The 24,086-nt window shown below is 60.3% G+C and carries 24 protein-coding genes and 1 riboswitch; of the genes, 11 read left to right on the top strand and 13 right to left on the bottom strand.

Annotated features, from left to right (window positions below):
- Positions 1-8: 8 nt before the first annotated feature.
- Genes FRT59_RS01305 through FRT59_RS01290 form a run of 4 tightly spaced genes read left to right on the top strand, consistent with a single transcriptional unit; the run spans position 9 to position 3,442 of the window.
- Positions 9-599 carry a paraquat-inducible protein A gene (locus tag FRT59_RS01305; protein WP_034118155.1) on the top strand — a complete coding sequence of 197 codons (591 nt, stop codon included), beginning with the start codon at positions 9-11 and terminating at the stop codon, positions 597-599.
- Entirely contained in the window at positions 596-1,240 is a 645-nt protein-coding gene (locus FRT59_RS01300) for a paraquat-inducible protein A (RefSeq protein WP_034118154.1), read from the top strand. The genes FRT59_RS01305 and FRT59_RS01300 overlap by 4 nt, the downstream gene beginning before the upstream one ends.
- On the top strand, positions 1,221-2,870 hold the full coding sequence (locus FRT59_RS01295; RefSeq protein ID WP_034118153.1) for a PqiB family protein: 1,650 nt from the start codon (positions 1,221-1,223) through the stop codon (positions 2,868-2,870). Before FRT59_RS01300 ends, FRT59_RS01295 begins: the two co-directional genes overlap by 20 nt.
- 14 nt (positions 2,871-2,884) lie before the next feature.
- Positions 2,885-3,442, top strand: coding sequence for a PqiC family protein (locus tag FRT59_RS01290; protein WP_153870677.1), 558 nt, complete (start codon positions 2,885-2,887; stop codon positions 3,440-3,442).
- 12 nt (positions 3,443-3,454) lie between these two features.
- On the opposite strand, the gene FRT59_RS01285 is transcribed toward FRT59_RS01290, so the two are convergent.
- The 5 genes from FRT59_RS01285 to FRT59_RS01265 all read right to left on the bottom strand — a co-directional run bounded on the left by FRT59_RS01285 (position 3,455) and on the right by FRT59_RS01265 (position 12,621).
- On the bottom strand, positions 3,455-6,187 hold the full coding sequence (locus tag FRT59_RS01285; protein ID WP_153870203.1) for a winged helix-turn-helix domain-containing protein: 2,733 nt from the start codon (positions 6,185-6,187) through the stop codon (positions 3,455-3,457).
- 251 nt (positions 6,188-6,438) lie between these two features.
- Positions 6,439-7,803, bottom strand: a complete 1,365-nt coding sequence (locus tag FRT59_RS01280; protein ID WP_034118150.1) for a DUF1329 domain-containing protein — start codon at positions 7,801-7,803, stop codon at positions 6,439-6,441.
- A gap of 42 nt (positions 7,804-7,845) precedes the next feature.
- Complete coding sequence (locus FRT59_RS01275) at positions 7,846-9,705, bottom strand: DUF1302 domain-containing protein (protein WP_153870202.1); 1,860 nt, start codon at positions 9,703-9,705, stop codon at positions 7,846-7,848.
- Positions 9,706-10,039: 334 nt separating this feature from the next.
- Positions 10,040-11,722, bottom strand: coding sequence for a fatty acid--CoA ligase (locus FRT59_RS01270; protein WP_034118148.1), 1,683 nt, complete (start codon positions 11,720-11,722; stop codon positions 10,040-10,042).
- Between the two features lie 266 nt (positions 11,723-11,988).
- Complete coding sequence (locus tag FRT59_RS01265) at positions 11,989-12,621, bottom strand: LysE family translocator (protein ID WP_153870201.1); 633 nt, start codon at positions 12,619-12,621, stop codon at positions 11,989-11,991.
- A gap of 87 nt (positions 12,622-12,708) precedes the next feature.
- Here FRT59_RS01265 and FRT59_RS01260 point away from each other — a divergent pair, with 87 nt between their 5' ends.
- The 3 genes from FRT59_RS01260 to FRT59_RS01250 all read left to right on the top strand — a co-directional run bounded on the left by FRT59_RS01260 (position 12,709) and on the right by FRT59_RS01250 (position 15,544).
- Positions 12,709-13,671, top strand: coding sequence for a 2-hydroxyacid dehydrogenase (locus FRT59_RS01260; RefSeq protein WP_153870200.1), 963 nt, complete (start codon positions 12,709-12,711; stop codon positions 13,669-13,671).
- 30 nt (positions 13,672-13,701) lie between these two features.
- The gene (locus FRT59_RS01255; protein ID WP_034118146.1) at positions 13,702-14,700 is read left to right on the top strand and encodes a methyltransferase; all 999 of its coding nucleotides are present in this window, start codon (positions 13,702-13,704) and stop codon (positions 14,698-14,700) included.
- Positions 14,701-14,750: 50 nt separating this feature from the next.
- Positions 14,751-14,872, top strand: a riboswitch (yybP-ykoY riboswitch).
- Between the two features lie 87 nt (positions 14,873-14,959).
- The gene (locus FRT59_RS01250; RefSeq protein ID WP_005784895.1) at positions 14,960-15,544 is read left to right on the top strand and encodes a TMEM165/GDT1 family protein; all 585 of its coding nucleotides are present in this window, start codon (positions 14,960-14,962) and stop codon (positions 15,542-15,544) included.
- Positions 15,545-15,629: 85 nt separating this feature from the next.
- On the opposite strand, the gene FRT59_RS01245 is transcribed toward FRT59_RS01250, so the two are convergent.
- The 4 genes from FRT59_RS01245 to FRT59_RS01230 form a co-directional block, all read right to left on the bottom strand.
- A complete protein-coding gene (locus FRT59_RS01245) occupies positions 15,630-16,448 on the bottom strand; it encodes a M48 family metallopeptidase (RefSeq protein ID WP_153870199.1) in 819 nt (272 codons plus the stop codon).
- 127 nt (positions 16,449-16,575) lie between these two features.
- The gene (locus FRT59_RS01240) at positions 16,576-17,196 is read right to left on the bottom strand and encodes an SOS response-associated peptidase (protein ID WP_034118144.1); all 621 of its coding nucleotides are present in this window, start codon (positions 17,194-17,196) and stop codon (positions 16,576-16,578) included.
- 36 nt (positions 17,197-17,232) lie between these two features.
- A complete protein-coding gene (locus tag FRT59_RS01235) occupies positions 17,233-17,493 on the bottom strand; it encodes a putative signal transducing protein (protein ID WP_003188624.1) in 261 nt (86 codons plus the stop codon).
- Between the two features lie 34 nt (positions 17,494-17,527).
- Positions 17,528-17,710 carry a CPXCG motif-containing cysteine-rich protein gene (locus FRT59_RS01230; protein WP_034118142.1) on the bottom strand — a complete coding sequence of 61 codons (183 nt, stop codon included), beginning with the start codon at positions 17,708-17,710 and terminating at the stop codon, positions 17,528-17,530.
- Between the two features lie 132 nt (positions 17,711-17,842).
- Here FRT59_RS01230 and FRT59_RS01225 point away from each other — a divergent pair, with 132 nt between their 5' ends.
- Positions 17,843-19,006, top strand: coding sequence for a 1-acyl-sn-glycerol-3-phosphate acyltransferase (locus FRT59_RS01225; protein ID WP_198809557.1), 1,164 nt, complete (start codon positions 17,843-17,845; stop codon positions 19,004-19,006).
- 122 nt (positions 19,007-19,128) lie between these two features.
- On the opposite strand, the gene FRT59_RS01220 is transcribed toward FRT59_RS01225, so the two are convergent.
- Positions 19,129-19,386: a hypothetical protein gene (locus tag FRT59_RS01220; protein WP_153870198.1), complete on the bottom strand. Its 258-nt coding sequence runs from the start codon at positions 19,384-19,386 to the stop codon at positions 19,129-19,131.
- Between the two features lie 182 nt (positions 19,387-19,568).
- Between FRT59_RS01220 and FRT59_RS01215 the strand changes: the two genes are divergently transcribed.
- The gene (locus tag FRT59_RS01215; protein WP_153870197.1) at positions 19,569-19,778 is read left to right on the top strand and encodes a hypothetical protein; all 210 of its coding nucleotides are present in this window, start codon (positions 19,569-19,571) and stop codon (positions 19,776-19,778) included.
- A gap of 59 nt (positions 19,779-19,837) precedes the next feature.
- Here the strand turns inward: FRT59_RS01215 and FRT59_RS01210 are convergent, their stop codons facing one another.
- The gene (locus FRT59_RS01210) at positions 19,838-20,422 is read right to left on the bottom strand and encodes a YajG family lipoprotein (RefSeq protein WP_034118137.1); all 585 of its coding nucleotides are present in this window, start codon (positions 20,420-20,422) and stop codon (positions 19,838-19,840) included.
- Between the two features lie 182 nt (positions 20,423-20,604).
- Between FRT59_RS01210 and FRT59_RS01205 the strand changes: the two genes are divergently transcribed.
- Positions 20,605-20,838 carry a hypothetical protein gene (locus FRT59_RS01205; RefSeq protein ID WP_080752933.1) on the top strand — a complete coding sequence of 78 codons (234 nt, stop codon included), beginning with the start codon at positions 20,605-20,607 and terminating at the stop codon, positions 20,836-20,838.
- Positions 20,839-21,564: 726 nt separating this feature from the next.
- A complete protein-coding gene (gene mqo / locus FRT59_RS01195) occupies positions 21,565-23,073 on the top strand; it encodes a malate dehydrogenase (quinone) (RefSeq protein ID WP_153870195.1) in 1,509 nt (502 codons plus the stop codon).
- 68 nt (positions 23,074-23,141) lie between these two features.
- Here the strand turns inward: mqo and FRT59_RS01190 are convergent, their stop codons facing one another.
- Together FRT59_RS01190 and FRT59_RS01185 are read right to left on the bottom strand one after the other, a co-directional pair.
- A complete protein-coding gene (locus FRT59_RS01190) occupies positions 23,142-23,429 on the bottom strand; it encodes a PA4642 family protein (RefSeq protein WP_034118134.1) in 288 nt (95 codons plus the stop codon).
- Between the two features lie 86 nt (positions 23,430-23,515).
- Positions 23,516-24,073: a hypoxanthine-guanine phosphoribosyltransferase gene (locus FRT59_RS01185; RefSeq protein ID WP_005784869.1), complete on the bottom strand. Its 558-nt coding sequence runs from the start codon at positions 24,071-24,073 to the stop codon at positions 23,516-23,518.
- Between the last annotated feature and the right edge of the window lie 13 nt (positions 24,074-24,086).

Raw genomic sequence — 24,086 nt, 5'->3', positions numbered from 1 at the left:
CAGCACCTATGGCGAATCAGCAGATCATCTGCGAACACTGCGACTGCGTGTACGAAAAGGTCACGCTCGCCAAGCATCAAAAAGCCTTGTGCGTACGCTGCTCGGGCGTGCTGCAGCGCTATAACGGCCTGTCGGTACAACAACGCCTCGCCCTGACGGTGACCGCCGCGGTGCTGTGGACCTTCGCCAACTTTTATCCGGTGATGAGCATCAGCCTGCAGGGCTTCAAAAACAGCGCGACCCTCTGGGATTCAGTGGTGGCGTTGAGCCTTGGGCCGATCACGTTCATTGCGTTGGTGGCGGCGATTTCCATCATCATCGCGCCGGTGTTTCAGCTGCTGTTGCTGATCTGGGTATTGAGTTACGCCTTGGCCGGCAGGCGCTCCCCGGCGTTCAAGCTGTGCATGCGCTGGCTGGAAGCGCTCAGGCCCTGGAGCATGCTGGAAGTCTGCCTGCTGGGCGCGATGGTCGCGGTGTTCAAACTGGCAGGCATGCTGGATGTGATCCCCGGCACCGGCCTGTTTGCCTTGGCCGCCCTCAGCCTGTTGCTCATCCGCATTGCCGGGCGCGATGTGCGCGACCTGTGGGACACCGTATGAATTCACCCCCCACCGCCCGCGAACTCAACCTGTGCCTGTGCCATACCTGCGGCCAGCCCTGCGACATGCGCTTGGAACCCACCGAGTGCGACCGCTGCGGCGCGCCCTTGCACCGGCGCAAGGTTCAATCCCTGACCCGAACCTGGGCCTACATGCTCACCGCCCTCGCCTTTTATGTACCGGCAAATTTGCTGCCGGTCATGAACACCACCATGCTCGGCTCGGGCGCAGACAGCACTATCATGAGCGGCGTGCTGGAGTTCTGGCAGCATGGTGCCTGGGACATTGCCCTGATCATTTTCATCGCCAGCATCGCCGTGCCAGGCATCAAGTTCGTGTCACTGGCCCTGCTGCTGATCACCGTGCAGCGCAACAGCCTTTGGGCGCGTAAAGAGCGCTCGAAGCTGTTCCGGTTTATCGAGCTGATCGGCTACTGGTCGATGCTCGATGTGATCGTGGTCGCGCTGGTGGCCGCGCTGGTGAAGTTCCAGGCCCTGGGCACTATCGAGCCGCGCCTGGGCATTCTGTTTTTTGGCCTGGTGGTGGTGTTCACCATGCTTGCGGCCATGAGTTTCGATCCACGGCTTATCTGGGAAAACCCACACTATAAGGAGCGCTCGGATGACGCCACACGACGTTGACACCCCTGCGGGGAAACCTGCGATCAAGACGCGTCGCTTCAGCGTTTCGCTGGTGTGGATCGTGCCAATTGTCGCCGTGCTGGTGGGCATCTCGCTGGTGGTTCACAGCGTCATGCAACAAGGCCCGACCATCACCCTCAACTTCAAGACCGGCAGCGGGCTTGTGGCCAACAAAACCGAGGTCAAATACCGTAACGTGGTGATCGGCCAAGTCTCGAACGTCGCCTTGAGCGATGACCAGAAAAGTGTCAACGCCACCATCGAGCTGTCCAAGCAGGCCGAAAGCTTCACCCGCGAAGACTCGAAGTTCTGGGTGGTACGCCCGCGCATTGGCGCGGGCGGCGTGTCCGGCATCGACACCTTGCTTTCCGGTGACTACATCGGCGCCGACATCGGCCAATCCGAAACCCGCGCCAAACATTTCACCGGCCTGGAAAACCCTCCACCCATCACCTACGGCGAGCCCGGCAAACGTTTCACCCTGCACACCCAGGGCCTCGGCTCACTGGATATCGGCTCGCCAGTCTATTACCGGAAAATCCCGGTGGGCCAGGTGGTGGCCTATGAGTTGGACAACGAGGGCAAGGGCGTGAATATCGAAGTCTTCGTGCATGCGCCCAATGATGTGTATGTCACCGAAAACACCCGTTTCTGGAATGCCAGCGGCGTCGATTTAAGCGTGGGTGCCAATGGCTTCGCACTGAAAACCGAATCCTTGTCGTCGATGTTGATGGGAGGCATCTCCTTCCAGGCGCCGCCCTACAACCCCAACGACAAGCCGGCTGAGGAAAATCGCGGCTTTGAGCTGTTCGAAGATCAGCAAAGCGCCCTCGCCCCACCCAATGGCAAGGGACAATACATGGTCCTGCGCTTTGACCAGGCCCTGCGCGGGCTGAAAGTCGGCGCGCCGGTCGAGTTCCTCGGCGTCGAATTCGGCAAGGTGGTGTCGATCAACCTGGATTTCGATGCGAAGAAACGCAGCTTCCCGGTCAACGTCGGCATCGTGATATATCCACAATTGCTCGGGGAGGCCAATACCAAGCTGCTCAAAGCCACTAACCGCGACCCCGACGACGAAGCGGCCGGCGTGCGCTTGATCGGCACCTTTATCGAGAACGGTCTGCGCGCCCAGGCCCGCAGCGGCAGCCTGTTGACCGGCCAGCTGTATATCGCCCTGGATTTCTTCCCCAAAGCCGACAAAGTCGCGTTTGACCCGAACCAGCGTCCCGTCGGTATTCCCACCATCCCCGGCAACCTGGAACAGTTGCAGGAAAAATTCGAAGGCATCGTCAACAAGATCAACCAACTGCCGATCGAGCGCATTGCCGGCAATCTCGACAGCAGCCTGGTGGAGTTGCGCAAGGGCCTGGCCCAGTTCAACGCCAAGACATTGCCCGGCGTGCAGAACACCCTGTCTGACGTGAGCAAGACCCTGCAATCGGCCAGTTCAACCCTGGCCGAAGACTCACCGCAGCGTGAACAACTGACCCAGACCCTGGATGAACTGGCGCGCATGTCACGCTCTCTGCGCGAGCTCTCGGATTACCTCGGACGGCATCCGGAGTCGCTGATTCGCGGTCGCCCCGATAACGCCGCGCCGACCGACCTGCAAGGACCACCGCGCAAATGACCCCTGGAGCCGCCATGACATTGCCGTTGAAGATCACGCTGCTGACCACCCTGCTGCTGCTCGCGGCGTGTCGCAGTGAACCCATCGCCTTCCACACCCTGACCCCGGCGCACTGGAGTAGCAGCTCACGAGCGGATGCCGGCGGTGTGCGCATCGAAAGCATCAGCGTGCCGCCCCAGGTCGACCGCGCACAGATAGTCGTTCGCCAGGGCGACAGTGGGTTGGCGATTCTTGAAACCCAGTGGTGGGCCGCCAGCCTCGCCGATGAGCTGAGGAGCGCGTTGGTGGATCAACTGGCCAACAGCAATCCCCGGCAAGCGGTGACCTTGCGCGTGGAAGTACAGCGCTTTGACTCGGTACCCGGGCAGTACGCGTTGCTCGACGTGCGCTGGCGCCTCAGGCAGGTCAATGGCGATCGCCCGGCCCTGACCTGCCGCAGCACATTGCAGTCACCCGCAGGGCCGAGCATTGACGACTTGGTGGTAGCGCACCAGAACAACCTCAAGCGTTTCGCGGCGCTGATCAATCAAACCGTCGACACGTCACTCAAAGGCTGCCCCACTGCGCAATGAATGGCGACGGTCTCAGGCCAGCAAGCCCATGGACTTGGCTCGCGCCACCGCCTGGGTTCGTCGCTCCACGCCGAGCTTGCTGTTGATATGGCTGGCGTGGGTCTTCACCGTGTGCAGGGAGATAAACAGCTGGTTGCTGATTTCCTGGTTTGAACACCCTTGGGCAATCAGTTGCAGCACCGCCAACTCTCGGGTGCTCAGGGTTTCGTGATGCGCCGAGGTCTGGGCCACGCTGGCTTGGGGTAGCAGCGCCAGCAGGCTCTGGTTCAGCAGGCCATGGGTATCCTTGCCCAACTGCTCGCGCATCCAGCCTGGGTGACCCTCCAGCAACCGTTGGAACGGCTGCAGCGCGCCCCCCGAGCCGGCTTCAAGAGCGCGGGTCAATACCAACCTGGCCGTGGCCTCCTGACCGCACTCCAGCAGCAGCTGAGCCTGCTGGGTCAAGGCCATCAGGGCAATCATCTGGCGCCCGCTGCTTTGGGCCTGCTGCGCCAGAGCCTCCAAACGTTGCAGTGCGCTGTCAGGCTGATGGCGCGTGGCATCCAGTGCGGCTTGTTGCAGCTCGATATGTTGCGGCAGGTGCGGATGAAACTCCGGGGCGGCGGCAGCGTGCTCGCCGTTGTAGGTCTGCCCCAGCCGGGTCAGCCAGGCGTCGGCCAGGTCAGTGCGCCCCTGGGCCAGCCACAGTTCGCATTTGATCAGGGTGATCATCGCCAGGTAGTAGATCGGCGGCACGTCCCAGATATGCATCAAGCGCTCAGCCTCGGCCAACTCGGCAAAGGCACTGGAAAAGTCGCCGCGCCGCCCTTCGAAGTTGGCAATCACACAATGCCCGATCAGCACACTGATATCCCGGCAGGCGCGGGCTTCGGTAAGGCCGGCGCGCAAACGCGCAAGACCGGCTTCGGGCTGGCAACGCGCCAGCAGCAAATAGCCTTCGTACAGCGACAACCGCGCGCGCACGGCATATAGGCGCTGGGGGGCCAAGCCGTGCAGGCGCTCCAGACCCTGGCGCACTTCGTCCAGGGAGCGCAGGATCTCGCCGCGCGCCTGCAGCACCCGGGCACGATCGTAATGGGCCAAGGCTTCAAACAGCGGGTTGCCGACGCGCTGCGCCAGCTCCAGGGACTCGCGGTTCAGGCCACGGGCGCGCCACAGGTCGGCATCGACAATCGCCAGGTTGGACAGGGTCGACAGGCACATAAGACGCTGGCCGTAACGCTTCTGCGGCAAGCTTTCCAACGCCTCGTTGCAATAGCGCTGGGTCAATTCGCGATCCCCGCGCCCACGGGCAATGATCCCGCTCAGCGCCAGCCATTGGGCCAGCATGGATTTTTGCGCAGTGGCCGATGGCGCCGGCAGGAAACGACTGAGGTAGCTGGACAGCTCCTGCGCCGCATCCAATTGACACGCCAGCCCCAGCGCCCAGCTGTACAGCACGATCAAACGCGGCGTGCTGATCAGCAGGCTGTCGGGCAAGTCCATCTTCCAGCGCAGTAGCATGCCGACGTTCTGCTCCGCCAACAGTTGCTCTTCGGACAGGTTCTGTACCAGGTTCGCTGCCACATCCAGGTGGCCGGCCCGCAGCGCCTGCTCCACCGCCTCGTCGATCAAGCCCTGGGCGTTGAACCAGCGGCAGGCACGCAAGTGCAAACTGGCAGGCGGCAAGATGGCACTCTTCTCGCGGCGGGTGCGCAGCAGGTCGGAAAACAAGTGGTGATAGCGGTACCAGTGGCCTTGGTCATCCAAAGGCACCAGAAATACTTGATGAGCCTGCAAATAGCGCAAGATTTCCGCGCTGTCATGGGCTTCGCGCACGGCGTCACACAACTCGCTGCAAAAACGCTCCTGAGGGGCGGTGTCGTACAGGAACGCTTGCACTTCGGCAGGCAGGCAGTCGATGACTTCTTCCAGCAGGTAATCGCGAATCAACCCTTCGCCACCATGCAGGCTCTGGGGCAAGGCACCGTCATTACCGCCAGCTTCGGAAGCCGCCAACAACCAGAAGCGCAGGCCGGCGACCCAGCCCTCGCTACGGCGGATCAGGTTTTCCAACGCCTCGCCGCGCAACGCACTGCTGTGCCCATCCAGCACGGCCAGGGATTCGTCGTGGGTCAGGCGCAGGTCTTGCTCATGCAGTTCCAGCAGGTGCCGCGACAGGCGCAGGCGCGCCAGGTGCCAGTCGGGGCGCTGCCGGCTGGTAACAAGGACCACAAGGCCATCGGGCAGATGATTGAGAAAAAACTGCAGGCAGCGATCCAGCACCGGGCCCTGGGCGAGGTGGTAGTCATCCAGCACCAGCAATAAAGGCAAGCGCGGCGACAGCTGGACCGCCAGCTCATCGAGCAAGCCATCCAGCCATTCTTCGAAGGCAAAGGGTTGATGACGCTGGCGCATTTTCAGCAAGCCGAGGGATTGGGCGCCGAGTTGCGGGAAATATTGCTGCAAGCCATCCAGCAGCCGTTCCAGGAAGCGCCCGGGGTCGCTGTCCCGTGGGCTCAGGCCCAGCCAGAGGCTTCGCCAATGGGCTGGCAGGCCCTGGCAGAACTCCACCGCCAACGAACTCTTGCCGAACCCCGCGGGTGCGCAGACCAGCAACAGTCGCCCGTCCAAGCCGGCATTCAGCCGTTCGCACAGGCGCGGGCGCAGCACGTAGCCGTCAGGCAATGGCGGCCTGTAGAAACGACCTTCCAGGGTGGGGATCACCACCCTGGCAGGCGCTTGGATTCGGGACAGATCAGTCATCGCCGGGCTCTTGTAGAAGGCTGTTGTCGGCATTGCAGATGTCCGCAGACTAGCGGTAAAAGCGGCGGGATTGTAGATCTTTGCAACAATTGGCTGAAAAAGAACTGCGACAAAAAATATCCCTACAGACAGCACATACAAAAAGTGGGAGGGGGCTTGCTCCCGATAGAGGCGGATCAGTCAATGCATGCGTTGACTGTCACACCGCTATCGGGAGCAAGCCCCCTCCCACATTGAGTCACTCGTGCAGGTTAGCGAACACCGTCCTGGCGCAGGGCCGCCGGGGTGAAATCGCTGGTGGTGGCGGTGAAGCCGAAGTCATAAGCCTGCTTCTCTTCGTTCTTCATGCCCAGGGCCAGGTAGCGGCCGGACTGCAGGTCGTAGAGGGTTTCCACGGCGTACCACGGCACTTGCTTGTCGTAGTAGTTCTCGGCATGGGCTTCGGCGACGCGCCAAAGTTGGCCACGGCCGTCGTAGTGGTCGATCACCGCGGCTTGCCAGGTGTCTTCGTCGATGAAGAAGTCACGCTTGGCGTAGATGTGGCGCTGGCCCTCCTTCAAGGTGGCGACTACGTGCCAGACACGGCGCAATTCATAGCGCGCCAGATCCTGGTTGATGTGGCCGGCCTTGATGATGTCGGCGTACTTGAGCTTGGGATCGTCGAGCTTGTAGCTGTTGGAGGCGATGTAGATTTCTTTCTTGCCTTCCAGCTTCCAGTCGTAGCGATCCGGCGCACCGTTGTACATGTCGAGGTTGTCGGAAGTGCGCAGGCCATCGGCGGCAGTACCCGGCCCGTCATAGGACACTTGCGGCGCCCGGCGCACGCGGCGCTGGCCGGCGTTGTAGACCCACGCCGAACGCGGTTCCTTCACCTGGTCCAGGGTTTCGTGCACCAGCAGTACACCACCGGCCAGGCGTGCCGGCGCGGTGACTTGCTGCTTGAAGTAGAACAGCACGTTGCCTGGGTTTTTCGGGTCGAAGTCCTTCATTTTGTCGCGGAACACGAACTGGTCGCGGAAGTACACCAGGCTATAGGAGCCGTTGGTTTGCGGTGTGGCCTGGGTGACCAGGCGAGTCACGCTGCCGCCGCGATAACGGGTGATGTGGTTCCAGATGACTTCGACACCGCTCTTGGGAATCGGAAACGGTACGGCGGTCTCGAAGTTTTCCAGGCCGTTGCCGCCGGACACCAGGTTGGTGGTGGTGGCATTCTTCTTGATCGAGGCAAACACATCAGCCGGCACGGTGGCACCGCGATGTGTCGGGTAGACCGGCATCTTGAAGCTGTCCGGGTAGCGCTTGAACATCGCGTACTGCCCCGGGGCCAGCTTGTCTTTGTACTGCTCGACGTTCTGCGCGGTGATGGTGAACTGCGGTTGTTCGCTGGCATACGGGTTGGCCAGGAAGCCACGGGCATCCACCGCGCCGGCGTTGGTCGGCATTGGCGACCATTTAGGGATGGTACCGGCCGCGTTGCCGGCCATCTCGGCGCCCATCGGGGTCAGGGTCGTGCCGAGCTTGGCGGCTTCATCCGCCGAGACTGCCGCCATGACGTTGCTCGCCAGGATCGACAGCCCAAGCACACCCACGTGCAACAGACTTTTAGTTATTTTCATACTCTGGTCTTCCTGAATACATACCACTTGAAAAGAGTGTGCTTAGAAGTTGGCGCCGAAGCTCAACGCGACGAAGTCGCGGTCATCCACGGTGCTGAACTTGCCACCAAAGAAGTTGGTGTAGGCCAGGCTCGCGGTGTAGGTGTTCTGGTATTCGGCATCCAGGCCCAGGCTGACGGCCTTGCGACCTTCTTCAAAGTTGCCGCCAGGGCCTGGCGAGTAACCTTTGACGTCATGGGACCAGGCCACGTTGGGCTTGAGGTTGACGCCAGCGAACACGTCCGGGTATTCCCAGATGGCACGGGCGCGGTAGCCCCAGGACGTTGCGGTGGTGTAGCCGTCGTTATTGCAGTTGGTGTTCAGGCCGGCAGCGTTGGGCAGGCCCGCGCCGGTAGCGGTCGAATTGTTAAGCGCGTTGCAGAAGCCACCCGGCAAGGTGCCTGGGCCGAACACTGGATCGCGGCCATAACGCGCCTGGGATTTGCTTTCCAGCCCACCCACATGGGTCACGCCAATTTCACCCACGGTAGTCAGGCGGCTGGCGCCCATGACTTGGTCGAAGAAGTGCGTGAAGGTGGTCTGGAACTGGGTTACTTCCTTGCGGTTGTAGCCATGCAGGTCCTGGCCCGGCGAACCTTTGAGCACAGAAGCATTACCATAGCCCGGGATCGGCGTCACACCGGCGAACAGGATGTCGGTGGTGCTCAACTGCACCGGAGCATTCGGCCGGTAGCTCAATTCACCACTCCAGGCAGTGCCGGTAGGCAGCGTGGTGGAGAAGCTCAAGCCGTAGAGACGAATATCTTCCGGGTACTCGACGAAGTAGTTCGAACTGCCGGCCACGATCAGCGGACGCAAGGCGGCCAGCGGCCCCAGCGGACGGGTATAGGCCGAAGACGGCGCACCCTGCGCACTGAAGATCGGCGCACGGCTGTGGTAGTTCATGAAGTAAGCGCCGAACTCGGTATCCAGCGGCTCGAAGTTGTAGTGCATGGCCACGCCGAACTGGCCGCTGTCCCGTGCATCACGGTCCGGCCCACGCCGCACCAGTACACCTTCGCTGTTAACGTCCACACCCAGGGCATTCAGGGTCGGCAGTGCCGCGCCCGGAATGGTCGAGCGCTTGTTCAATACGCGCAGGTTATTGCTGCAACCATCGGAGATCACGTCAGGCTGTGAGAAGAAGGTGCCGCAGTTATCAGTGACGGTCTGGTCCCACTCCAGTTGATAAAACGCTTCGGCCGACAGGTTGTCGGTGAGCGTCTGGGACACATAGAACATGTTGACCGGGATCAAGCCTTCCTTGATCTCGGCGCCCGGACGACGGAACGCTGACACGTCGATCGGATTGATGGAGTTGATGCCGCCGCCGATGAAGGTACTTTCACCCCAGCTCACCACTTGTTTACCAAAACGCACGGAGCCCGGCGCATCGGCGATCGAGTAGTTGTGGTAGATGAACGCATCGAGGATCTGCCCGCCCGAAGACTTGGCGCCCTCTTTGCGGTTGTTGTCGCTGATGTCCTTGAACGGACGGCTTTCGTCCTTGAGCTCAAAGTCATACCAGTACTTGCCACGCACAAACACGCCGGTGTCGCCGTACTTCAGTTCCAGGTCGTGGATGCCCTTGAAGATCTTCGAGAACGTCTCGCCGCGCTTGAAGTTCAGATGACCGTCATCGGAAGTCTGGGACAGGCCCTTGCCTCCGTTGTTGGCACCGATCAAGTCGCGGTTGGGCTTGGCCGTGGACCAACTGGCCCCGACGGAGAGCGACGAGTCAAAACTCCCTTCGATCTCACCAATGTTGAAACTGACGCCGAATGCGGGCCCGGCGAGCGTAGAAGCGAGACTGACGGCCAGAGGCAGTCTTGCCCGGCGCCAGAACTGGTTTACTGAGGTCATCGACGCTACTCCATGTGCATTTTATTGTTATGGCAGTGAGTTCTGCGGCTGGATGCATGTAACGGCCGGAATACAACGATTCCAATGCCGCACGACAACCGGGCCCCCATGGCCCGAAGCACAACATCCTTGAAAAACTCTGGATGGGACTATAGCCAGCGGGGGGTATCGCTTGATCCCTCTAAAGTGTGATTTGCATCACCAACCCGTCTGCCACAACCCTTTCGCCACGCCGACAAAGGCCGGCGCGAGAAGGATGGCTGAAATTCGGTAAATCACAAGTAGAGCCGCAAGATAGAGCATTGCCGCGCCCGAACGGGCGCGGCGAGGGGCATTAGAGTGTGGACAGGAAGGTGCTGTTGTTGGCCTGCCATTCGATGATGTCGATTCGGATACGTTTTTTGTCGAGTTTTCCTACACTGGTCTTGGGAATTTCAGTAACAACGGCGATCTGGCTCGGAATCGCCCACTTGCTCAAGTGGCCCTGTTCGACGAAAGGCTTGAGGTGTTCCTTAAGCTCCCGCGCACCGATTGCGTGCCCCTCATGCACCACTAGCAAGGCGAACGGGCGCTCGCCCCACTGCGGGTCGGCAATGCCCACCACCGCGACTTCGCGGACCGCCGGGTGGCGGCTGACCAGGTCTTCCAGGGCCAGGGACGAGATCCATTCCCCCCCGGTCTTGATCACATCCTTGATGCGGTCGCGGATATCGATCACGCCGAACGCATCCAGCGTGGCCACGTCACCGGTGTGCAACCAGCCACCAGCCCACAGCTCGGCGCCCTTCTGAGGCTCGTTGTAATACCCCTCGGTAAGCCAAGGTGCACGCAGTACCAACTCGCCTTGGGATTCGCCATCGGCGGGCAGGAAGTTGCCGTCCATGTCCATGATCGCCGCCTCCACCAACGGCCCTGGCACGCCAGCCTTGATGCGATAGGTAGTGCGTTCATCTTCGCTGCCGGCCATCAGCTCTTCATTGAGATGCGCACAGGACACCAACGGCCCGGTTTCGGACATGCCGTACGCGGCGGTCAGTTGAATGCCACGGGCCTTGGCCGCTTCGTACAGCGAGCGGTTAAGCGCGCTACCGCCGATAACGATTTTCCAACCGCCAAAATCCACACCCTGGGCAGCCTTGGCGTTGAGCACCATTTGCAGGATGGTCGGCACACAGTGGGAGAAGGTGACCTTCTCCTTGCGCCACAGCTCCACCAGGTATTCGGGGTCGTAGCGGCCGGGGTAGACCTGCTTCAAGCCGAGCATGGTCGCCACATACGGCAGGCCCCAGGCGTGTACGTGGAACATCGGCGTGATCGGCATGTACACATCGTTGGTGCCCAGCAGGCGCACGCTGTCGACGCTGCCCATGATCATCGCCACGCCAATGGAGTGCAGCACCAGTTGACGATGGGTGAAATACACCCCCTTGGGATTGCCGGTGGTGCCTGTGGTGTAGAAGGTGGTGGCGACGGAATTTTCGTCGAAATCCTCGAAGTCGTACTTGGGGCTGGCGGCAGCCAGCAGGGTTTCGTACTCACCGACCAGGTTGGGTAGCTCGGCAGTCTTGGTGTCACCATCGGTAATCAACAACGTCTTGTCGACCGTGGTCAGTTGCCCGGCAATGGCCTGGTAGAGCCCCAGGAACTCACTGTTGACCAGCACAAAGCGGTCTTCGGCGTGGTTCATGGTGTAGAGAATCTGTTCCGGCGACAGGCGCACGTTGATGGTGTGGATTACCGCGCCGATCATCGGGATGGCGAACATACACTCCAGGTAACGGTGGCTGTCCCAGTCCATCACGGCCACGGTGTCACCGGCCTTGACCCCGGCGGCGGTCAACACATTGGCCAGGCGCGCGACGCGCTCGATCAGCGTCGGGTAGGTGTAGCGCAGCTTGTCGCGGTAGACGATTTCCCGGGTCTTCTCGTAGCGCGTCCCGGACATCAGCAGGCGTTTGATCAACAGCGGGTATTGGTACGCACCTTCGGCGGGCGGGATAACACGGGTCTGCAACATAAGAATCCCTTTAATGACTGCACGGTCTTGGCTTGAAGACCTGCACTGTAGAGGGCTTATGTTTCAGCCAAATCAGCCAAAGGAATGATTTGCAGGGCCCAGCAAATACTGGCTTTGCGCCAGTATCTTCGGCTCATGGAAATCTAATGTGGGAGGGGGCTTGCTCCCGATTGCGGTGGATCAGCTGATGAATACTTGGCTGAAACACCGCAATCGGGAGCAAGCCCCCTCCCACATTTGGACCGTACCCACTTAAGTTGGAAGCGTTACTTCATGCTGGTAAACGCCAACTTCACCCCAATCGCAATCAGCACCGCGCCCATGGTCCGATCAAACCAGTGCCCCATCCGCGCAAACCCGGCGCGTACGCGCTGCTGGCTGAATAGCATGGCCACCATGCAGAACCACAACGCCGTCGCCACCGCCAGGTACACGCCATAACCCGCCTGTACCGCCAGCGGTGTGTGCGGGTTGATCACCACGGTGAACAGCGACAGGAAGAACAGCGTAGCCTTGGGGTTCAACCCGTTGGTCACAAAGCCTGCGGTAAATGCACCGCGTGGCGTGCGCTCGCCGGCTTCACGGTGCAACTCGCCCTCGGCGACAGGCTTGGCCGGCTGGGCGCGCAGGGCTTTGAAGCCGATATACAACAGGTAGGCCGCCGCCGCCCATTTCAATGCGTTGAACAGCACGATGGACTGGGACACGATCAAGCCGATACCCAGCAACGAATAACCCACATGCACGAAAATCGCCGTGCCGACGCCCAGGGCCGTCCAGGTCCCGGCGCGACGACCGTGGGTCACACTTTCACGCACCACCACGGCGAAATCCGGGCCGGGGCTGGCCACCGCCAACAAGTGAATCAAGGCTACGGTCAAAAACTCGGCGACGTACATGCTCACTCCATTAAGTAACTGATTATTTCATCTGATAGGCTCGGCAGATTACGCCTTCGAACCTCGTCGCAAAAGGTACAGTTGATAATGAACAATCGCCGCGCCGTCTTCCTTGATCATCCCTCCCTGGACCTGGGAGACCTCGACCTCAGCGGTTTGCGAGCATGCTTCAGCGACCTGCAATTGTTTGAGCAGACCACGCCGCAAAATGTGGTGGAACGCGTGCAAGGCGCCCACGTCGCGATCAGCAACAAAATCCCGCTAACGGCTCAAACCCTGGCGGCCTGCCCGGAGCTCAAGCTGATCCTGGTATCAGCCACCGGCACCAACAATATCGACCTCGAAGCCGCACGCGCCCATGGCATTACCGTCAGCAACTGCCAGGGTTATGGCACGCCGTCGGTGGCGCAGCATACGATCATGCTGTTGCTCAACCTGGCGACGCGCCTGAACGACTACCAGCGGGATGTAGCCGCTGGCAAATGGCAACAGGCCAAACAGTTCTGCCTTCTGGACCACCCGATTGTCGAGCTGGAGGGCAAAACCCTCGGCCTGCTCGGCCATGGTGAACTGGGCAGTGCCGTGGCGCGCCTGGCCGAAGCCTTCGGCATGCGCGTGATGCTGGGCGCGATACCCGGGCGCCCTGCCCGCGCCGACCGCGTGCCACTGGATGAGTTGCTCGCCCAGGTCGATGCGCTGACCCTGCATTGCCCACTCAACGAACACACCCGCGACTTTATCGGTGCCCGCGAATTGGCGCTGCTCAAGCCCGGCGCGTTTATCGTCAACACCGCACGCGGCGGCTTGATCAATGAACAGGCATTGGCCCACGCGCTACGCAACGGTCATCTGGGCGGCGCGGCGACCGACGTGTTGAGTGTCGAACCGCCAGTAAATGGCAATCCGCTGCTGGCCGATGACATTCCACGCTTGATCGTCACGCCTCACAACGCCTGGGGCAGTCGCGAAGCACGGCAGCGCATCGTCGGCCAACTGACGGAAAACGCCCGGGGCTTTTTCAGCGGCGCCCCGCTGCGCGTTGTGAGTTGATAAACTGCGCCCCTTTTCAAGGAGCAGACCATGGATCCGCGCAGTGAAGTACTGCTTCGTCAGGCCGAACTTTTTCAAGGCAACCTGCTGCTCGTAGGTTTGCCCGCCGACGATTTGCTCGGGCGCCTGCCCAACGCCCACGGCTGGTGCTGGCATGCCGGCGACCAGGCAGCGCTTGATGCACGCTTTCCTGAGCGCAGCCAGTTTGGCGTGAATGTGCCTGACCGCGCGTTCGATGCGGCAGTCATCTTCCTGCCCAAGTCCAAGGACCTCACCGACTACCTGCTCAACGCCGTGGCGGCACGCCTGCCGGGTGCCGAGCTGTTTCTGGTGGGCGAGAAAAAAGGCGGTATCGAAAGCGCGGCCAAGCAAATGATCCCCTTCGGCAAGCCACGCAAGCTGGATAACGCGCGGCATTGCCAGCTGTGGCAGGTCACCGTGGCCAACGCCCCGCAAGCGGTGGAGCTGGAGAGCCTGGCGCAGGTCTTCGATGTACCGCTGGCCGAAGGCCCGCTGAAGGTGGTGAGCTTGCCGGGTGTGTTCAGCCACGGGCGCCTGGACCGCGGCACCGAGCTGCTGCTGGAGCATCTGGACAAGCTGCCCAGCGGGCATTTGCTCGACTTCGGTTGCGGCGCCGGCGTACTCGGCGCGGCGGTCAAGCGTCGCTACCCGCATAACACGGTGACCCTGCTGGATGTGGATGCGTTCGCCGCCGCAAGCAGCCGCCTGACCCTGGCTGCCAATGGCCTGGAAGCCGAGGTGCTGACCGGTGATGGCATTGACGCGGCGCCTATGGGTTTGAACGCGATCTTGAGCAACCCACCGTTTCACGTCGGCGTGCATACCGATTATTTCGCCACGGAAAACTTGCTGCGAAAAGCGGCGAAACACCTGGCAAAAGGCGGCGAACTTCGCTTGGTGGCCAACAGCTTCCTCAAGTATCAGCCACTGATCGAAGAGCATCTGGGCATCTGTGCGATCAAGGCCGAAGGCAATGGCTTTCGTATCTACCGCGCCAAGCGCCCCTGACGGGCGTTTGAAAAAGAAGGCTTGCCGAATGGGTTTTGCCTAGGCAGAATCCGCTCCGTCCTAGGGGAGTAGTCTCCCACGAGCGTCACGCTCGTCCGGCATACGTCAACATACTTGGTCAGCAGACCATGGCGTATGCGACCCAGGAGTCCGCACAGACGGACCGGGGTTTGACAAGACCTATGACACGCACACCTTACCCGGGGCGGGAAGGCTGTACGTGTCATAGCCGTGTCGACCCGCCCCTGGAAACTACCTGATGCTGGATTCATTACTCGTTCCTACCGCAATCGTTGCCTTGGCCGAAATCGGCGACAAGACGCAACTGCTCGCGCTCATCCTTGCCGCACGCTTTCGCAAACCCTGGCCGATTATCGCCGGTATCGTTGCCGCGACCCTGGCCAACCATGCGGCTGCCGGTGCCGTAGGGGCCTGGTTTGGAAGTTTCTTCTCGGACGCGGTGCTGCACTGGATCCTCGCCGCAAGCTTCTGCGCCACGGCGCTGTGGACTCTGGTACCGGACAAACTCGATGATGACGAAGCCAGTACCACCCGTAAGTTCGGGCCGTTCCTGACCACCTTGATCGCGTTCTTCCTCGCCGAAATCGGTGACAAGACCCAGATCGCCACGGTGATGCTGGCGGCGCAATACCCGGAACTGTGGCTGGTGATTATCGGCACCACCCTGGGCATGTTGATTGCCAACGTACCGGTGGTTCTGGCGGGGAATTTCGCGGCGGAGAAACTGCCGCTGACTTTGATTCGTCGATTGGCCGCTACGGCATTCTTTGTACTGGCGATCGTGGCGGTCTACAAAGCCATGCAAAGCAGTGGCTGGATCTAGCTGCAAGCCATATGCCTCAAGCAGCAAGAAGAAGCAGTGACGCTTCTAACTTGCAGCTTGAGGCTTGAAACTCATAGCTGAAGTTTTATGACTTCTTGGCCTGTTGGTAGAGCGGCATCACCTTTGGAATGGCCGCCTGCAACGAAGCGATGCGGCTGTCGGAAGCCGGGTGGGTGCTCATGAATTCCGGCGGTGCGCCTTCGGATGCCTTGGCCATCTTGTTCCACAGGGTGATCGCCGCGTTCGGGTTGTAGCCGGCGCGGGCCGAGAGTTCCAGGCCGATCAGGTCCGCTTCGTTTTCGTTGCTGCGGCTGTTGGGCAAGGTCATGCCGTAGTTAGCCACTGTGTCAGCCAATGCCAGGCTGTCCTGACCAAGCCCGAATATCGCACCGGCGCCCTGCTTGGCCATTTCGATGCCGTAGGCCTTGGACATGGCTTCACGCCCGTGTTCGCGCAAGGCGTGAGCGATTTCATGGCCCATTACCGCGGCCAACTCGTCATCGGTGAGCTTGAGGTTATCGATCAATGCGCTGTACACGAAGATCTTGCCGCCAGGCCCGCAGTTGGCGTTCATCTCGTCGCTCTTGATCAGGTTTACTTCCCACTTCCACTGCGCCGCATCCGGTCGGAAGGTCGGCGCCTGGGCAATCAGACGCTTGGCGATGGCCTGCACGCGCTTGGCGTTGGCACTGGTCTTGTCCACCATGCCCTTGCCGCTGGCTTCACCCAGAGTCTGCTGGTACGACTGGGCATACATCTGGTCGACTTCCTGACTCGACAGCATGCTGAACATGTACTGCTTGCGCTCTACCCCAACGGCGCCACCGCTGGTGGTATTAACCGACTGACAACCCGCCAGCAGCATCGCTGCAACCAAACCGCTTACCGCCAATGACTTCTTCATGAACGCGCTCCCTGAAAACATGGCGCGTATCGTAGGCGGTCGTTTGTATCAGCGCCAGATACACCAGACATTTAACCGCTGAATCTCGGATATATCCCACAGCGCGAACGGCCCGGTTGGCATCGGCTCACGCTGGGGTCAGGCACTCCGGCCCATTGAGCTTCGGATCGTTGACCATATTGGCCAGCACGCGCTCGCGCAACGCGGCGGGTTCGCCGGCCAGCAGGCCCTGCAACACGTGCAGCGGCGTCTCGGGGTCGAGCCAGGCTGCCTGCCCTGCCGCATCCAGGATCAACGGCCGCCGCTGACTTTGCGCCGCCTGGGTAACGACTGCCGTACTCAGCCACACTTGCTCCTGCACTGGATACGCTTCCCAGATCGCGGCAAAAAACAACGTGGAGCCCTCCCCCGGTGTCAGCCAGTACGGGCGCTTGCGTTGGGTACCGCGCCATTCATAGAAACCATTGGCGGGTAGCAGGCAGCGGCGCTGGCGGAACGCCTCGCGGAACATCGGTTGCTCGGCCAGGGTTTCGGCGCGGGCGTGGGCCGGAGTGCGGGAAAGGTCTGTGAGCCAGGGCGGCGTGAGGCCCCAACGCGCACGGGCCAGGGTGAGCTGGCCTTCGCTCAGGCGCTGGATCAGCACCGAATCATTGGGAGAGATGTTCCACTGGGCCTGCTGGTCGGCGGGGAAGCCGGGCAAGGCAGCAAAGGCAGGGTTCCAGCGAAACAGGGCATAACGTCCACACATGGGGCAACACGACTCTTGGGTAAACCAACCGACAGCCTAACAGACCAATACGTCGGGGAAGCTGTCAGGTTCATCGCCAGGCAACGGTTGCGCGCCGATATAGGCCGTGATCAGCTCGCGGGCGCTGGCAGCCTGATCGTTGTCGACTTCCAGCCCGAGCAAGCCGAAGATCGGCAGCTCGCCGGTGCCACCGAGCAAATGGCGGCCCACCAAGTGCGCTTCGATGCCCTCACTGGCAAGCATCTGTTGCAGCAGCTCGCCTTCCATCAGGTTTTCCGGTTCGTAGATTCGCTGCATGGGCGCGTACCTTTTTATTTGTTCTCGCTACGCATTATTCGTTTTCGCTGCGGGTTTCAAGCATCCACTCGTCGCCATGGACTTGCAGGTCGAATGTGATCGGCCGGCAACACACTTGGCAGTCTTCTATATAGGTCTGGTCACCACCAGACAAATCCACCGTTGTCTCGACCGCTTCGCCACAATAAGGACAATCGTACAGCGCAGTTTCCAGCATCGCAGTCTCCAAGGTGACTTGTGCGTATAATCGCCGGTCTATTTACAGGGCTATTTCCGGCTGAGCCAGTTTACTCACGCCGCTCCTGCTATTCCCTTTACTTACCCTAGCCGTTTCTAACAAGAGAGCATGATGGGCGAATTCGATACCATCCGACCTTACAACGACAGCGAAGTCCCGGCAGTGCTGGCGCGTCTGTTCAGTGACAAGGCCTTTCTGGACATCCTGACTCACTTCCGTTTCCCGCGCTTTGCCGGCGCCCTGGGCTGGTTGCTCAAGCCGATGATCGCGCGCAAATTGCGCCGCGAGTTTGCCGGCGTCACCACCGTGGCCACGCTGCAAGACAAAGTCGAGTATTACGTCGACCACACCATTGACCGGGCGACCGACGGCGTGACCTATACCGGCGTCGAGCAACTGAAATCCGGCACCGCCTATCTGTTCTTGGCCAACCATCGCGACATCGTGATGGACCCTGCCTTCGTCAACTATGCCGTGTATCACGCCGGCCTGCCGACGCCACGCATTGCCATCGGCGACAACCTGCTGCAAAAGCCGTTTGTCAGCGACCTGATGCGCCTGAACAAGAGCTTCATCGTGCACCGTTCGATCACCGGGCGGAAGGAGAAGATGGCGGCCTATAACCTGTTGTCGGCCTACATCAACCATTCGATCCGCAACGACTGCCAGTCGATCTGGATTGCCCAGGCCGAAGGCCGGGCCAAGGACGGCGATGATCGCACCGAATCGGCGATCCTCAAGATGTTCCACGTCAGCCGCAAGGACGAGCCGTTTGCCGAGGTGATCCAGTCGTTGAACCTGACGCCGGTGTCCATCAGCTACGAGTACGACCCCTGCGACGCCGCCAAGGCCCGCGAGCTGTTCATCCGCGCCACCACCGGCACCTACGCCAAGGCGCCGGGCGAGGACGATGTGAGCATTGCGCTGGGGATCACCGGCTACAAGGGCCGGGTGCACGTGAACTTCGCACCGCCGATCACCGAGCGCTTCGAAGATACCAAGCTGCTGGCGGTGGAAATGGATCGGCAGATCCTCGGCGGTTACCGCTTATTCCCGGTGCATTACCTGGCGTACGCGCAGTGGAGTGATGCCGACCCGCAACTGCAGGTGCCCAAGGCCGCCGAGGTGTTCCCGGCCGATGAGCTGGCCAAGGCCAAGGCGGAATGGGAACGGCGACTGAATGAATGCCCGGCCGAACACCGCCCGTACCTGGTGGTGCAATATGCGACGCCGGTACGCAATCAGTATCGGGTGAAGGCCGGAATTCCCCTGTAAATACTGATCCAAAAATGTGGGAGGGGGCTTGCTCCCGATTGCAGTGTGTCAGTCAGCTTGACTGTATCTGACCCACCGCTATCGGGAGCAAGCCCCCTCCCACATTTGAATCTTCAGTGTTTTTAGAGGTGGGTGCTGAGCCAGGAGACGGCCAGGGCCAGGCCAAGGCAGGCGAACCCGACGCGGTAAGCCAGACGTTGCGACCGCTCGGTGCGCACATCCAGAAACAACATCGGCTGGTCGATTGCGCGGTCTTCGCTTTGGGCGGTCAGATCAGCGAGCGCTCGCTGTTCGAGCAAGCGGGTAATGAACAGCAGCGCTGCCCCCAAGCAGGCAACCAACAGGGCAACAGCATTGATGAACAGTGCGGGCAGCGCCATCGCAAACCTCGGCGGATCAGTGTTCGGGTATCAGTCCAGATACAAAGCTGAACGATAGTCGCCTCCTGCGCCTTTGATACTCCCTTCCCCTTAACGGCTAATGTATCGAGTAATTTACAGCGTCACCTGAACGTCACCTTAACAAGCCACTCTGTTGCCCTTCGACGCTTGAGGAGCTTGTCATGTTGCATGCGCAAAACCAGGATCGGCTGTATCTGATCGCCCCAAGCGATGAGCAAGAGGCGCTGATCGGCGGCCTCGCATTCAATGTCCAGGACCGCCACTGGCTGGTGTATTGCGCCCTCGGCGGGCACCAGCATGCCGACCTGCCGGAGCTGGATGGGCTCACTGGCGTGAGTGTGCTGGACTTTTATGTCGATACGGCGGCATGACCAAACCACAGGCATAAAAAAACCGGGCTCAGCGATGAGCCCGGTTTTTTGTGAACAGCTTATTGCGAACTGAGCAATTGGCCGATGCTTGGGTCCTTGAACAGACGGGTCAGGGCATCACTGAGCACGTCGCTGACCAGCTTGGTGTTGGTTTCCTGGTTGGGCGACATACCGAAGCGCTGGTTGAGCGAGGCAGCGTAGCGGCCACTGTAGCGACGGGTACCGGCGCTGACGTCGGACTTGAAGGTCGCACCAATGGAAGCTTCAGTCACATACAGCCCCTCTTTGGGCGACTGATATTTCAGTTCGGCCAGGGTCACGGTCAGTTGCGGCACACCTGGGGAATTGGTCGGGGTAAAGCCCAGCAAGCGCACGGCGGCTTCAGCCTGGGCCTGCAACTTGGGCAGCACATCCTGGCCGGTCACCGAAATCAGTGCAGTCTCCGGATACAGGCCGCCACGCGAACCCAGGGTCGGCGACGGACGACCGTCCACCACCCGTACCGACACCGGCTGGCCATGGCCTACGGCGGCCAACGGCGCACTGACTTTAGGTTGCGGACTGAGTTGTTGCGGGCTGTTGGCGCAGCCAACCAGGGTCAAACTGGTCACAGTGATCAAACCGAACAACAGGCGTTGCAACATACTCATTTCTCCAGGACTAGGTGCAGACAGGTCGCCAGTATAACGGTGCACGCGCGCCACTCACCAGCGATCCTGAACGGCGGCTGAAGCCATGTGCAAATTACAAATTCGCATAAATTCGTCACCCCAGTGTCATGCCACACTGGCAACCTTCAAGCATGTAACGCAATAGGTACACAGCCATGCGCCTTCTCAAGACACTGTTCATGTCACACGCCCCTCGCCGCCACTTCGCCCTGCTCGATGCCCACGGCCATTGCCTGGCATTCAAGCAGTGCAGCCTGCCGCCCGTCGGTGAGGGCTGGGTAGAAGTAACAGAGATTCACCTGGGCTGGATGCACCGCCCACTGCCAGCCAGCGCTCGAGTCAGCCCACAGGTTTTTCGCGCACGACACCGGCAAGCGTTGGTCTCCTGACCGAGGTCCTAATTAAAGTCATAAAACACGCCCATTTCCTTGGCGTTCTTCGCTACAATCTCCCCCCGATTATAAGGACGTCTCCTGATCGGGCCTCGCAGCATCGTTAATGCCTCGGCATTAGCCCCCAAATCGCCCACAGAGAGCCGCCCACACAGATCGAGTGAAGCTGGCGTGCTTGCTGTTTCCTTTGCAAACCACCCCGTCTTTATCGAATCTGCCAGAGCTGCCATTGCGCTCGGCCACTTGAGTTGTTTGCCCGTTTTGCCGCGTGTCGGCAGAGGTTCGCGGGCCAGGTGCCAGGTAGGGGCAGCCCTTTTTTGAGGTTCACGTCTTCAAAAGAGCGTGAAAAAACGGGTTTTCACAACTTCACAAGAGTGTGGCGAGCAAATGAATAGTTTGGCGTTTGTACAAGCACCATCAGCGTCTGGGGCAGCCCAATTACACAGGATCGAGCATTCCTCAAAAATTGGAGCTTGAGCCTGTCCGCTACGGATTGGTTGCACGAATCGCACGCTTTGACCATAAGTCGAATTGCCACAGGGGCCTATGAATGCGTTCATAGGCAGATTAGCCCGGCAGGAAGCGTGTGCTGAAGTTGCAAAGAATTGCGAATCGGACATGGCGATCCTGGCCATGGGTAACCTGGGGCAACACGTGAACCGCCCCGTCACTCCTGGCAGCCATGCCGTCAATTTGGTGCTGCAGATTTTGGAGACGCGTTAAATGGCGCATAACGAAGCAGTCGACGTAGTTCTGGTAGGGGCCGGCATCATGAGTGCCACCCTGGCCGTACTGCTCAAAGAGCTCGACCCCGGCCTCAAGCTGGAAGTCGTTGAGCTGATGGATTCGGGTGCCGCGGAGAGTTCCAATCCGTGGAACAACGCCGGTACCGGCCACGCCGGGCTGTGTGAGCTGAACTACACGCCGCAGGCCGCCGATGGCTCCATCGACATCAAGAAAGCTGTGCACATCAACACCCAGTTCGAGGTTTCGAAGCAGTTCTGGGCGTACCTGACCAAGAAGGGCACCTTTGGCTCGTCCAAATCATTCATCAGCCCGGTCCCGCACCTGAGCTTCGTACAGGGCGAAAAAGGTGTGTCCTTCCTCAAGAAGCGCTTTGAGACCCTCAGCCAGCACCACGCGTTTTCGGACATGCACTACACCGAAGACCGCAGCGAAATGGCCGAATGGATGCCGCTGATGATGCCGGGCCGTCCTCTCGACGAAAAAATCGCCGCCACTCGCGTGATGAACGGCACTGACGTCAACTTCGGTGCACTGACCAATCAGTTGCTCAGCCACCTGACCAGTTCGCCGGACGCACAGGTCAAGTACTGCAAGCGCGTCACCGGCCTCAAGCGCAACGGTGCCGGCTGGACCGTGAGCATCAAGGACGTCAACAGCGGCAACAGCCGTGACGTCGATGCCAAGTTCGTATTCCTCGGCGCCGGCGGTGCGGCGCTGCCGCTGCTGCAAGCCTCGGGCATTGAAGAAAGCAAAGGTTTTGGCGGCTTTCCGGTCAGCGGCCAGTGGCTGCGTTGCGACAACCCGGAAGTGGTCAAGCAGCATCAGGCCAAGGTTTATAGCCAGGCTGCCGTGGGTTCGCCACCGATGTCGGTGCCGCACCTGGATACCCGCGTGGTGGATGGCAAGAAATCCCTGCTGTTCGGGCCATACGCCGGCTTCACCACCAAGTTCCTCAAGCACGGCTCGTTCCTTGACCTGCCGATGTCGATTCGCGCCGGTAACATTGGCCCGATGCTGGCCGTGGCCCGCGACAACATGGACCTGACCAAGTACCTGGTCAGCGAAGTACGGCAGTCCATGGAGCAGCGCCTGGAATCCCTGCGCCGTTTCTACCCTGAAGCAAAAGCCGAAGACTGGCGCCTGGAGGTGGCCGGCCAGCGGGTGCAGATCATCAAGAAAGACCCGAAAAAAGGCGGCGTGCTGCAATTCGGTACCGAGTTGGTGGCGGCCAAGGATGGTTCGCTTGCGGCGCTGCTGGGCGCGTCCCCAGGCGCTTCGGTCACCGTGTCGATCATGCTCGAGCTGATTGAGCGCTGCTTCCCGCAGAAAACTGCCGGTGAATGGGCGACCAAGCTGCACGAGATCTTCCCGGCCCGGGAAAAGATCCTCGAGACTGATGCCGAGCTGTATCGCAAGATCAACACGCAGAACAACATCAGCCTGGAATTGGTTGAGCAAAGCAGCGAGACCCAAAGCTACGCTTGAGGTCTGGCTACAATAAAAAACGCCCCGCTCTCAGCATGAGAACGGGGCGTTTTTTATGTCTCGGATAATCAGCCGCGGGCGTTGTCGATCAGCTCGATGTACTCGGCGGCGTTGCGCTGGTCCTTGATCAGCTCAACGAAGGTCTGACCATGCTCGTCCTTGCCATCCAGATCCAGGCCGGCGTCCTTGAAAAAGCCCAGGAACCGCTCGAAGTCGTCGATACGCAGGCCGCGATAAGCCTTGATCAGTTTGTGCAGGGACGGCGAAGTCGCATCAACCGGCTCGAAGTCCAGGAACAACTTGATTTGGTCGTCACCGATCTCGTCGCCAATCACCTGTTTCTTATCTTTACGCATTACCGACTCCAGCCTGCAGACATTTACACGGGAAACGCAGTTTACCTGCGGGGCGGTGGCTTCGGAAGCGACGAAAATGGCCGGGCTTACATGCCTTTGACAGCAAAGATGCCATTGGCGTTACGCCAGTAGCCCTTGTAGTCCATGCCATAACCAAAGATATAGCGGTCCACACACGGCAACCCGACAAAATCGGCTTTCAGCTCAGGACGGGCCTTGCGGTCGTGGTCTTTGTCGATCAGCACGGCAGTGTGCACTTTACGTGCGCCGGCGTGTTTGCAGAAGTCGATGATCGCGCCCAGGGTGTGACCTTCATCGAGGATGTCATCGATGATCAGCACGTCGCGGTCGATGAACGAGACTTCCGGCTTGGCTTTCCAGAACAGGTCGCCGCCGCTGGTTTCGTTGCGATAGCGGGTGGCGTGCAGGTAAGAAGCTTCCAATGGGAATTGCAGATGGGTGAGCAATTTACCGGCGAAGATCAGGCCACCGTTCATCACGCAGAAGACCACGGGGTTGGTATCGGCCATTTCACGGGTGATGTGCTCGCCTACCTTGGCGATCGCTGCTTCGACTTGCGCTTCGGTGTACAGGCAGTCAGCCTCGTGCATGATTTGACGGATATGCTCGAGATCAGCGGACATGGCGCTCTCCAGG

Origin of the sequence: Pseudomonas haemolytica, assembly GCF_009659625.1 — a bacterium.
Lineage (GTDB): Bacteria > Pseudomonadota > Gammaproteobacteria > Pseudomonadales > Pseudomonadaceae > Aquipseudomonas > Aquipseudomonas haemolytica.
The sequence above is the reverse complement of the archived record's forward strand: the minus strand, read 5'-3'. Positions and strand labels throughout refer to the sequence as shown.